Origin of the sequence: Collinsella aerofaciens (genome assembly GCF_040910245.1) — a bacterium.
In the GTDB taxonomy this organism is placed as follows: Bacteria; Actinomycetota; Coriobacteriia; order Coriobacteriales; family Coriobacteriaceae; genus Collinsella.
The window spans coordinates 12,185-23,412 of the sequence record NZ_JBDGAY010000010.1 but is presented as its reverse complement, the minus strand read 5'-3'; the positions used below and the strand labels follow the sequence as shown (position 1 = coordinate 23,412).

Below are 11,228 nucleotides of genomic sequence, written 5' to 3'. Positions count from 1 at the left end.
ATATTTATGAACTTATGGAAATAAATTCATATATTAAACAAGAAAAAAGATATTTGGATCGATGTGAAGACGGTAATCTCACATCGATCCAAATACAAGTCTATGACAGGAGCTGTTCGATTGTTGCCTTTTGGTCATCGCTGGCCTGTATGGCGGGATCAAAGATCGCGGTCGAGATTGGAAGACCCTTTATATTGACCGCTACTTTGATGGCAGATACAAACAAATCGCAGGCGTCGTAGACGGCCATGAGCGACGAGATGCGCTTGGCGCACTCGATGGCGGTCGCGAAGTCGCCTGCCTGGTAGGCGCCGTGCAGCCTCACAAAGAGCTCGGGCTCCACGTTGGTGAGGCCACACAGAACGCCGTTGCCGCCGCTCGCGCGGTTGACCAGGTAGTACTCGTCGAAGCCGGAAAGGACCGAGAACTCGGGGTTGACCTTGCGGACGGCGCGGATGACCTTGCGCGTGTGGCTGATGGTGTCGACCGTGTCCTTGATGCCGCAGATATTCGGATGGGCGGCGGCGAGCCTGGCCACGAGCTCGGGCGACAGGTCGGTGCCGGTGCGCGCCGGAAAGTTGTATAGCACGACGGGCAGGTCGGTGGCGTCTGCGATGCCACCAAAGTACTTTTCGGCAGCGTCGTCGGTGGGCCCGAAGTAGTACGGCGAGACCGCCAGGACTGCGTCGGCACCGGCCTTCTGGGAATAGCGCGTGAGTTCGAGGACGTTGTCGTAGGTGGTGTCACCCACGCCGACGAAGACCTTCATGCGGCCGGCGACCCGCTCGACGGCAAAGTCGATGACCGACTTCTTGTCCTCGAGGCTCACGCTGTAGAACTCGCCGATGCTGCCAAACAGCAGCACGCCGTTGATGCCCGCGTCGGCCAGGTGGTCCAGGTGCCTGCCCCACAGCTCGTTATCGATCTTTCCATCATCGTCGGTGATGGTGATGGAGGGGCAGAAGACTCCCTCAAACATGTGTCACTCGCTTTCCGGGGTCACACCCCCACGAATCCCTGCACTGCCGAGAAGGACCTAGAGGTAGTAGGCCTTGACGGCGTTATCGTAGAAGACACCCTGCTTCTCGGCGTCGGTGAAGACGTCGGAGTCCTCGATGAAGCTATAGAGGTCCTTGTAGTCGAACTTGGTGAGGACACAGGGGGAGTCGGTGCCCCAGATGATCTTGTCGGCGCCCAGGACGTCCTTCGCCATCGCGATGTACTCGAGCGCGGTGGGATACGGGTAGGCCTCGGGAGCGACGTTCCAGGGCAGCGCGGAGAGATCGACCCAGACGTTATCGTGGGCGAGGTACGGAAGCGCGCACTTGAGGACGTCGCCGTCCTCAAGGGACGGGGCGAGCAGGTGGCAGACGACAATGTGCAGGCCGGGGTACTTCTTGGCCAGGCGATATACGGCCTCGGGCTGGCAGCTGGACTGGTTGGGGCTGCCGATGTCGAGCACCAGAGTGGCGTCCTCGACCTGGGCGATCCTGTCGATGAGGACCGTCATCTCGGGGCCGTCGACCGCGAAATCACGGTGGTAGCCGGAAAGGCCGCCGCCCACAGAGACCTCGAACTTGAAGACGTGGGCGTGCAGATCGTTGATGAAGTGCTCGAGGATCTGCTGGGCGCAGCGGCAGAAGGGGTCGAGCATGACCGCGGCTTTGAAGCGGTCAGGGTACTTCTCGGCGCATTCCATGGCGTACTCGTTCTGCAGGCCGTACAGGACGCCCTGCAGCAGGATGGCCTTCTCGACGTCGTTTTCGTCCATGACGTCCATGAAGGTCTCAACGAGGTACTCCTTGTCTCCCTTGCCCTCGGGGATGATACGGAACTCTTCGCCGGTGGCCCAGCGACAGTTGCCGTTGCCCAGGGGGCGCAGCTCTCCGGCCTTGCCCATGGAGCCGATGTGGTCAAAGACGTGGGCGTGTGCGTCGATCTTCTTCATTTTGTTCTCCTTACGTCAAACAATGTCTAATGGATATATGGTCAGTGACGGATACGCTTTGCTGCCAGGTGGGCACCACCTCCAGTCGAACCCGCAGACGCGGGACATAGAGTGGCCTTGCAATCCGGACGCTAGGCGGACTGCTCCTCGGCCTCCATCTCCTCCTCGGTCACGTCGTCGATCGGGACGAAGAGCGTGAACAGGAAGGCGAGGCCAAAGGCGAGCGCCAGCGAGATGCAGAAGGGAACGAACGCGCGGCTCATGAAGACGGGCAGCGTGGTGAGCGCGGGCAAAGCGAAGGCGGTGCCGGCGCAACCGAACAGGCCTGCCACGGCGGAGCCAATGCCGCCGGCGACGCATGCGCAGACCATGGGCTTCTTGAGGCGCAGGTTCACGCCGTACATCGCGGGCTCGGTGATGCCCAGCAGCGTGGTGAGCGAGGCGGAGATCGCCTGGGAGCGGAACTTCTTGTTCTTGGTCTTGAGGGCGACGGCGAGCGCGGCACCGCCCTGGGCGAAGATCGCGCCGCCGAACAGGGCCATGATGGTGTCGAAGCCGTAGACCGCGACGTTGTTCATGGCAATGGGGAACAGGGCCCAGTGCAGGCCGAGGATGACGAGGAACGGCTGGAACGCGCCGATCAGCGCGCCGGCGACGAGCGGCGAGAGGTTGTAGACGGCCTCGTAGCCCTGCGCGAGCCAACCGCCCACGATGGTGCCGAGGGGGCCGAAGACGGCCAGGGTGAGCGGGACGATAACGATGATCGTGATAGGCGGCGTGAACAGGCCGCGGAAGGTCTCGGGGATGATCTTGTAGCAGGCCTTCTGGACCCAGCTCGCGCAGTAGATGGCAAGAAGGATGGGGATGACGGAGCTGGAGTACGTCGCCTTCGAGAGCTCGAGGCCAAACAGGTAGACGGGCGCGTCCGCCGCCATGATGGTGGTGATGGACGGATACACCAGGATGCAGCCGAGAAGGACGGCGGTCACCGTGTCAACATCGAAGCGCTTTGACGAGGTGTAAGCAAGAAACACCGGGATGAAGTAGAACAGCGAGTCGGCCATCGCGTTGAGGATCGCATACGTGGTCGAGTCGTCGGTGACCATGCCCGAGACCTGCAGAAGCGTCAGGATGCCCTTGAGGATGCCGACGGAGACGAGCAGGTTGATGATCGGGAGGAAGAACGAAGACAGCAGGTCGATGACCGCGTTGACGCCGCGTTGGAACGCGTTGGGCGTCTTTTCTGGGGCTTGCGTGGTTGTCACGGTTTCTCTCCTTTCTGAAGCGTCCTGTCAGACGCTGGCCTACATATAGTTGCAGATGTGCGGAAGGGCGGTCTCGGTATAGCCAAGGGCCTCGGCGCAGACCTTGCGGCCGTTGCAGACGGCGATGATGTCGTCGAGCATCCTGTCGCGCATCTCCTCCATGGACTCGGGGCCGTAGATCGTCGGGCTCGCGTCGAGGTCGGTGTTATCCCTCATGGCCTCGTAGGTGCGCTTGTTGGCAGTCAGGCGATACACGGGCGCGATGGCGTTTCCGGTAGGGGTGCCAAGACCGGTCGAGAAGACCACGAGCTGGCAGCCGCCGGCGATGATGCCGCCCACGCTGGAGGGGTCGTTGCCGGGGGTGTCCATCACGACGAGGCCCTCGTGCGGATTGAGCTGCGCCGCGTACGGATAGACGGCGTTGAGGGGGCTGTGGCCTCCCTTGTGCACGCAGCCGAGAGACTTCTCCTCGAGGGTCGTGAGTCCGCCAGCCATATTTCCAGGGCTGGGGTTGCCCTCTCGCATCTCGGCGCCAAACATCTGGACGTACTTCTCGTAGTCGTAGACGATCTTGAGGATGTCGTCCGAAACCTGCTTGTCCTTCGCGCGGCGGGCGAGGATGTGTTCGGCGCCAAAGAGCTCGGGCGTCTCGCACAGCACGGAGGTGGCACCATGGTTGACGAGCCAGTCGGAGACCTCGCCGATCAGCGGATTGGAGCCAAGGCCGCTCGAGGGGTCGGAGCCGCCGCAGTTGGTGCCGAAGATGAGCTCGGAGATGTCAGTGGGCTCACGGACGCACCGGTCCGCCTCGGCGACCATCTTGCGTGCAAGGCGCGTGCCCTCCTCGATTGCCCTGATGGAGCCGCCGACCTTTTGGATGACCAGGGTCTCGACGGGCTTGTTGGTGCGCTCGCGAATCGCGTCGACCACGATGTCGTTCTGGCAGCCCTCGCAGCCCAGGGAGACGCAAACGACGCCATAGATGTTCGGGTTTGCAGCGTAGCCTGCCAAGGCAGCAATAGTCACCTTCTGGTCGCAGTCGACCTGCGAACAGCCATTCTGGTTGTGGAAGGAGACGCAGCCCTCAACCGCGTTCGCGATCCTCTCCGTGGTGTCGGAGGCACAGATGCTCGTGGGAAGGATCAGGACGTGGTTGCGGATGCCGACGCGACCGTCCGGGCGACGGTAGCCCATGAAGGTGCGTGTGCCCTCCGCGGACGAGGAGGTCTTGGAGGCGACGGAGTCGGTGTCGGTGACGACGGAGTCCTTCAGGTCGTCGGAGCTGGCGCAGTTGTGCGTATGAACATGCTGTCCGCGCTTGATGTCCGTGGTGGCCACACCGATGAACTCGCCATACTTGACGATCTTCTCACCCTTGGGGATGTCCACGAGGGCAATCTTGTGGAACAGCGGGATGTCGTCGGTCACGGTAACGCTCGCCAGCGTGCCGTCCGGCATGGGATAGCGGGCCTCGGCGCCCGCCTCCAGTTGGTAGGTGGCGACGGCGACGTTGTCCCTCTGATCGATGACAACGGCGTTTTGGCCTTGGCTTACAGCGTCTGACATGTTTCCTCCCTATGTCCATTTGAATAACGTTCGTATTTACGAACGTTATTCGTTATACGGAACAATATATATGAAATGCTGAAGATCTCACACGGTCCCGCCGCGAATGGTTTTGGTTGGCCGGTGAACGGTTGCTTGAAGGGGCATGCCGCTATACTTACGGGGAAAGTTTGGGCGTTAATGAACAGGGAGAGTTGCCATGTCCTCGCGATATAATCCTGCTGGCCACCGCTCTACCTTGCGGGTTCTATCAATCTTTGAGGCCCTTTCGGCTACAAAGAGCGGACTTACCATGGCGGAGATATGCCGCATTGTCGGCGCTCCAAAAAGCAGTCTCTTCTCGATTTTGCACACCATGGCCGATTCAGATTACGTTAGTTATGACGAGACTACCGGTAGGTATTCGATTGGGCTTAAGACGTATCTGCTGGGCAAGGCATTCGATCGTGAGAGTGGGGGATTGTCCTCTTTTGAGACAGCCATGCGAAAGGTTGTCGCATCGTGCGGAGAGACCTGTCAGCTCGGTGTGCTCGACCACGGTCGTGTCCTCTATATTTCGCGCGTTGATTCCCCCCAGCACATCCGTCTTTCATCGGAAATCGGTAAGACCCTTCCTGCGCACTGCACGGCGATTGGAAAGGCGATTCTATCTCGATGGGATGAGGAGTCGGTTCGCTCGCTGCTTCCTTTCCCATTCGAGAAAACGACTGGGCATGCGGTAAAACACATAGATGACCTGATGCGGCAGCTCGAGGAGGTCCGAAGGTGTGGTTTTGCATATGATCATCAGGAGATGGCAGAAGGGGTTGAGTGCATCGCCGTTCCCATAGAAAAAGGCGGGCGTCTCTATGGTTTAAGCGTTTCGGTCCCTGCGTATCGTTTTGATACTGAGGCGCAAAACGGGGTAGAACATGCGCTTTCTGATGCAAGGGACCAGTTGGAGCGCGTTTCGTAGGCTTTTGTGCCGCAGTGCGCGGTGCGCGATTGCATAGTGATAACACGCCGCATTCATATTGCCCCCTTGAAATGCTCGGTATATACTATCCAAGCATTTAATTTATCCCAATGCGCAATTGCGGGCATCGCCAAGTGGTAAGGCATCAGCTTCCCAAGCTGACACTCGCGGGTTCGAGTCCCGTTGCCCGCTCCACGTAAAACAGCAGGTCAAGAGCTTAGAGCGCTTGGCCTGTTTCTCTTTTCCGGCTCCGTAGACCACGGAAATAGACCAAATGTAGACCAAACTCCGGTGAAACCGTTTTTCGCCCCGACGCCGCCCGCGTCTCCTCCGGCCCCTTTTTAGGGCTTGGGCAAGTTGGGGCTGATCGGCCCGTGTGCCCCTCCCCGCCCTTTTTTAGTTGTTGACATAGTTGACGTTAAAGCAGCGGGGCCGTACCCCTGATACCGGGATACGGCCCTTTTTAGTTGTTCAGATAGTTCAAATTGAGCGCCTTTTTAGGGGCTTCAGAAACTTCAGGTTGAACGGCCCCGCCCTCGGCGCGGTATCGGCTTGGAACGAGCGCGGTTTTGGTCTACGGAGACCGCGCCCCGATACCGCCCCGGCGACGGGGCCGCCACCTCGGGCGCTAGGCCCTGAGCCAATGTTCCCCGCCCCGGCCCCTCACGTAGACGGGGACGTAGGCGGCAACTATCACGCCGTCAACGGTAAGCCCGTCCTCCGGCTTGGCGTCCCGGGCCACCGTGGCGGCCTCTAGGGCCGTGTCCAACGGCTGCACCTCCAACGGTCCCCGCCTCGGCGTCAACGCGCCGAATACGGGCAATCTGGGGCGCTGAGGGGCAATCGTCGGCGGTCGAGCACGCCACCAAATCGCCACGCTCCGGCTCTAGCGCCGTGTCCACCTCCACGACAACCCCCCCCCGCAGCGGGTACCGCGCCCGCTATCTCCGGCAGGCCCTCGGCGATCATGCCCCCGATAAATCGAGTCGTCATGTCTCCTCCTCGTCTCTCCGTTCCGTCCCGGCGCTCCCCATGTTGCGCCGACGCCGCGCCCTCGTCGGCCTCGCCCCGCATGTCCCGGCGAAACGCCGAAACCCTGCACACGCCACGCCCCCGGCCCCGCCTCGCGGGTTCGCCCCGGCATAAAAAAGCCCCGCCGTGGCGGGGCTGAACTAGGCAAGCGGTTAGACCGATTAGCCGATTGATGGGCTAAAGGAAGATGCTAGGGTCATGCTCCATAAGCTTAGGCTCACCGGACGAGATGGACTCTTCCAGAAGGTCGGCATATTCGCAAACGTGCCCGTAGAACATAGGCTCATAGCCGAACATCTCAATAAAGACGGGTTTGGCCTTCTCGATACGGGCTTTTGCTAGCTTCTCCTGCTTAACCTGGCTTTCCATCAAATCAGCTCCTCAAGCATCTCTTCGAATATTTTAGTTGATTCAGGTAGGTATTTCCGCAGGACATCAAGCAGGTATTTCCGCAGGACATCAAGCGGTTCCTGATTAGCGGTGCTTGCGCTTTCCCGCTGCCTCGGCTTCCGCCTCCTCGATCTCTTTGAGGGCGTGCGCGGCGCTCCACCGGGAACGACTGAGGGCATCGGGCACCCATTCGGCATGGATAGCGCCCTAGCCTTCCCCATGCTCCCCGCTTTCCCTGAGCACGTATGAGCTTCGACCGTTCTCCCTCACGGCCTCCAGACCTGATGGTGGCAGGCCGACGGTTTTCATGCCGTGCCTGCCGCAGCTCGAAACGATTAGCCCGCTGCCGTCTATCCATGCCTTCACCGCCTCATGGCATACGGGGCACGGGGCATGAAAGAACGTCTCGCCCGTCTCGAAAACGCCGGGGCCTCGCTCATAGTCGGTAGCCTCCTCGCTACTAGCCATTGGGCTTATAGGCCCATGGCTAGTAGCGGATAGGTCATAGCTAGTAGGTAGTAGTTTATAGCTATGCTGTTCGCACACCCCGTCTGACACGGGGTCTGACACGGGGTGTGATACCCCCTCTCCAGCTGGGGGAACGTTGCCGTTCCCGCCCTCCAGCCACCCGGTGAGGTCTATGTCCCGCAGCATGTTGGCCTTTCGCCACGAGTCCTCGCGGGCGTCGCTGAGGCGGTCGGCGTTTGCGTCGAAATAGGCGCGGGGCACGCCGTCCAGATGATCGGGGCACACGCCCGTGAACCAATAGTCGATGAGCGCGGCAAGGTAGGCGCACCGCTCGCCCTCGTCCTCTATCCTGAGCGACGCGAGGTAGTCCCGCAGTTGAATCTTGTCGTATGCGCACGGAGGCTTGCCGCTCGCAATGCCCCGGTCCTTCCTCATGCGCCTGAGCGCCGCCGCCCGCCGCTCGACCTCTCGGCGGTACTCTGCCCGCTTTTCGCTATCCATCGTCCACCCCCACGAGTGCGAGTGCCGACTTGCGGGTTACGTAGACGCGCCGCCCTATGCGCACCTCGTCGAGCGCCCCTTGCCGGATGAGGCGGCGAACGTCCCTCTCGCTGAGATCGAGCACCGCGCCCGCCTGAGCCGACGTTATGAGCCTCCCCATGTTCACGGGCACGGGCCTAATATCCTCGTTCCACACTGCCGCCGCCCCCTCGCTTTCGTCTCGCTATCTCGCGCCCGATGGCCTCGATACGGCCCCGCGCCCAAGCGCGGTAGGGCTGTCTGTATCCCTTGGCGGCTAGACGGGCCGTGAGGCGGTCTATCTCCTCGCCCATCTGCCGCCCGGTCATTCCCGGAACGTCGGCGTTCGCCGCGCGCCTCGCGGCCCCGAGCGCCGTCCTAATCGGCCTCATGCGCCGCGCCCTAGATGAGGCCCGCGTATGCGAGCAGGCTGTCACGGTTGACGTTCCAGCGGGTGCCCGTGTTCGAGGCTTTGAGCTGTCCGCTTTGGCAGGCGCGGGCGATAGTCACGCGCGAGCGACGGGCGATAGCTGCCGCCTCCGGTGCCGTGAGCGGGTTGGGAATATCGGAATAGCGGCCCTCGTTCGCGGCTTTCCTGAGTTCGTCGAGATGTTCCTGAGTGCACATGGGTATATCCCTCCAATGGTTCGGTTGCTATCTTCTTGAGCGCTCTATAACGGTTATAGCTATGCTGCAACGAAACATAAAATAGGCGCTCTACCTGCGATTGTTCAGTAGAGCGCCTGTTTCTCGACGTGCTGTTAAATTATCGGTCTATCCGTGCTGGCACTATGTCAATGCGATTTAGTGACTCCAGAAAACGTGTCGGGCGGATTGAAAAGATTTTCATTTCTGCGTTGCCTCTAGCGCCGCGATGGCTCTGGCAAGTTCGTTTGCCTCCTCTGTTTCGCCATTGCAAAACATCAGCCCGCGCATAACCTCTAACAGAATATCGACCTGTGGGTCAGTCAACCGGTTAAGCGCCTCGGACGCAAACCTGCGTTTCGTTTTCGCAACGTCTATGTACGGAGGTGGAGCCATTTTCGGCGCAACGTAGCGCGCAATATCTGCGTCAGGGTCAGCGGCCCCTCGCCTGCGCAGTATCTCCGAAACGGCCCTAAGCACACACAGAGCTCTGTGCGGTTCGAGATCGTCGCGTCTTGTCCAGTTCGTAACCGTCGCCCGTGATACCTGTAACTCGGCGGCTAGCTCTTTCCGGGGAATGTCGAATCTCTTGAGTAGCTCCACGATACCGCGCCCGCCGTCGAGGAACGTTGAGAACGGAGGGACGCCGAAGCGCCACGCCCCCTCATTGAGCCTTTCGACGGCCTCGACGTTTAGGGAAATTGCCCTCGTTTTACCGTGCTTATCCTGATGCTCGATATATTCGGCGTCCATCACGCTTCACCGCTCGACAAAACGGCTTGCATGGTCTGGGCCGCGCGTTGCTTGCCCTCGGCTGTCGCGTCGGCGTAGATGTTGAGCGTCATGGCGGCGTTCGAGTGCCCCATAGACGCCGAGATTGCCTTAATGTCCACGTGGGCGGCTACGGCCATGGTTGCGAACGTGTGCCGCAGGTCGTGGAACGTCGGGCGGGTTCCTCTCGTCCCTTTCAGCTCCAGTGCCTCGGCAAGGTTGCGCCACCTCTGCCAAATCGTGTTGGGGCGCATGAAACCGCCGCGGATGTCCCCGAGCACGTAGAGCGCCCCGGTGAAGGGCACGCCCGCAGCGAGGCAAGCGGCCTCCATCTCCTCGCGCCGGGCCACGAGATCGGCGGCAAGCTCTGAGCCGAAATACACCGCGCGGGCGCTGCCGTCGTTCTTGGGGTCTTTGGCGTAGAACCTCGTCCCGTCGCGGCCTATGCTGTCCTCCACCTTGAGCACGCCGCTATCAGTATCGACGTTCGCCCACCGGAGGCCGCATATCTCGCCCTCCCTCATGCCCGTGTATAGGGCGATTTTCACCCCGAGCATAGCCGGGGTCATGCCCGCCACCCTGAGTACCTCGCGCACGGTTCGCACGCCCTCGGCGGTAAGCGAGTTGGGGCGCGGGCGTCCGGCCTTGGGCGGCTTTACGCCTCGGGTCGGGTCTTTGCCCAACAAATCGGTATCGACGGCCTGATTGCACGCAGACCGTAGCAGCGTGAGCGCCTTTTTCATCGTGCCGGGGGCGTACGTCTCGCCCATCTTGGCAACCCACGCCCTCACCATGTCCGGGTTGAGATCGGAAAGCGCCACCTCCCCGAGCAGCGGGGAAATGATGTTGTCGAGCAGACGCCCGTACTCGTTGAACGTTGACGGGTCGATGCTCGGGCGCTTGCCGTCGATATAGCGGCGAACGTAGGCGGCCACGGTGAGTACCGTCTCCGGGTCGAACCCCAGAACCGCCAACGCCGCGCCCTCGCGCTGCCTCTGGTTCCACTCGGCCTCCATGGCCGCGCGCCACTCCTCAAGCTCTTTCTGGGCCGCGCGTTTCCCGGTGGCCTTGAGGGCCTTGGTCGTTTTCCTCCTCGCGCCGTCCTCGTCGATGTATTTCAGCGCCGCGCGGTATTTCCCGCCCCTGCTTTCGAGGTTCGCGGCTATGTAGTGCGTGTACTCCATGCGTGCTCCGTAGACCAAAACGTAGACCAAATGTAGATCAAATAGCGTGTATCTCTTTGGTCTACGTTGCACATTATGGCACATAACGTGCGTTTTACCTGCAACGTTAGCAACGCTTTTTATCTCTTTGAACACTTGTGTGCAGGATTCCCAAGCTGACACTCGCGGGTTCGAGTCCCGTTGCCCGCTCCAGTTAAAAGCACAAGCACGGCACCATTACGGTGCCGTGCTTTTTTCAATAAAGCGCCGGGACTCGAACCCGACAGGGTGCGAGCGTTAAATAAACGCGAAGCGTTTATAGCGAGCAGGCAAGGTCGCCGATAGGCGACTGCAGCCGGTGCGGATTTGCGAAGCAAATACGCGGACGTCCCGTTGCCCGCTCCACCGAGCGCGGAAGACCTCGGGACGGCCAATTCAACAAAGTCTTCCTCCGCGGCTTCGTGAGGCCGAGGGGCTCGCCCGCAGCCGGTGCGAATTTGCTTCGT

Annotated in this window: 11 protein-coding genes and 1 tRNA gene; 2 read left to right on the top strand and 10 right to left on the bottom strand. The window is 60.8% G+C overall.

What is annotated here, in order from left to right; genetic code table 11:
* Positions 1-100 precede the first annotated feature (100 nt).
* The 4 genes from AB5Z20_RS05130 to AB5Z20_RS05115 form a co-directional block, all read right to left on the bottom strand.
* On the bottom strand, positions 101-979 hold the full coding sequence (locus AB5Z20_RS05130; RefSeq protein ID WP_368156536.1) for a dihydrodipicolinate synthase family protein: 879 nt from the start codon (positions 977-979) through the stop codon (positions 101-103).
* Between the two features lie 57 nt (positions 980-1,036).
* A complete protein-coding gene (locus AB5Z20_RS05125) occupies positions 1,037-1,948 on the bottom strand; it encodes an amidohydrolase family protein (protein WP_156599293.1) in 912 nt (303 codons plus the stop codon).
* Between the two features lie 131 nt (positions 1,949-2,079).
* Positions 2,080-3,213, bottom strand: a complete 1,134-nt coding sequence (locus AB5Z20_RS05120) for a PTS transporter subunit EIIC (protein WP_156599290.1) — start codon at positions 3,211-3,213, stop codon at positions 2,080-2,082.
* 39 nt (positions 3,214-3,252) lie between these two features.
* A complete protein-coding gene (locus AB5Z20_RS05115; RefSeq protein WP_368156535.1) occupies positions 3,253-4,779 on the bottom strand; it encodes a UxaA family hydrolase in 1,527 nt (508 codons plus the stop codon).
* A gap of 199 nt (positions 4,780-4,978) precedes the next feature.
* Here AB5Z20_RS05115 and AB5Z20_RS05110 point away from each other — a divergent pair, with 199 nt between their 5' ends.
* Positions 4,979-5,734 (top strand): IclR family transcriptional regulator, encoded by a 756-nt coding sequence (locus AB5Z20_RS05110; RefSeq protein ID WP_368156533.1) that lies wholly within the window; start codon positions 4,979-4,981, stop codon positions 5,732-5,734.
* Positions 5,735-5,854: 120 nt separating this feature from the next.
* Positions 5,855-5,929 (top strand) — tRNA-Gly (locus AB5Z20_RS05105).
* Between the two features lie 1,014 nt (positions 5,930-6,943).
* On the opposite strand, the gene AB5Z20_RS05100 is transcribed toward AB5Z20_RS05105, so the two are convergent.
* The 6 genes from AB5Z20_RS05100 to AB5Z20_RS05075 form a co-directional block, all read right to left on the bottom strand.
* A complete protein-coding gene (locus AB5Z20_RS05100; RefSeq protein ID WP_195232638.1) occupies positions 6,944-7,135 on the bottom strand; it encodes a hypothetical protein in 192 nt (63 codons plus the stop codon).
* A gap of 228 nt (positions 7,136-7,363) precedes the next feature.
* Positions 7,364-8,125 (bottom strand): hypothetical protein, encoded by a 762-nt coding sequence (locus tag AB5Z20_RS05095; protein ID WP_368135197.1) that lies wholly within the window; start codon positions 8,123-8,125, stop codon positions 7,364-7,366.
* Complete coding sequence (locus AB5Z20_RS05090; protein ID WP_368135209.1) at positions 8,118-8,285, bottom strand: helix-turn-helix domain-containing protein; 168 nt, start codon at positions 8,283-8,285, stop codon at positions 8,118-8,120. The genes AB5Z20_RS05095 and AB5Z20_RS05090 overlap by 8 nt, the downstream gene beginning before the upstream one ends.
* Before the next feature lie 260 nt (positions 8,286-8,545).
* Positions 8,546-8,770 (bottom strand): helix-turn-helix domain-containing protein, encoded by a 225-nt coding sequence (locus tag AB5Z20_RS05085; protein WP_117840649.1) that lies wholly within the window; start codon positions 8,768-8,770, stop codon positions 8,546-8,548.
* 219 nt (positions 8,771-8,989) lie between these two features.
* Entirely contained in the window at positions 8,990-9,541 is a 552-nt protein-coding gene (locus AB5Z20_RS05080) for a hypothetical protein (RefSeq protein ID WP_368135196.1), read from the bottom strand.
* Positions 9,541-10,743: a tyrosine-type recombinase/integrase gene (locus tag AB5Z20_RS05075; RefSeq protein WP_368135195.1), complete on the bottom strand. Its 1,203-nt coding sequence runs from the start codon at positions 10,741-10,743 to the stop codon at positions 9,541-9,543. Before AB5Z20_RS05075 ends, AB5Z20_RS05080 begins: the two co-directional genes overlap by 1 nt.
* Positions 10,744-11,228 lie beyond the last annotated feature (485 nt).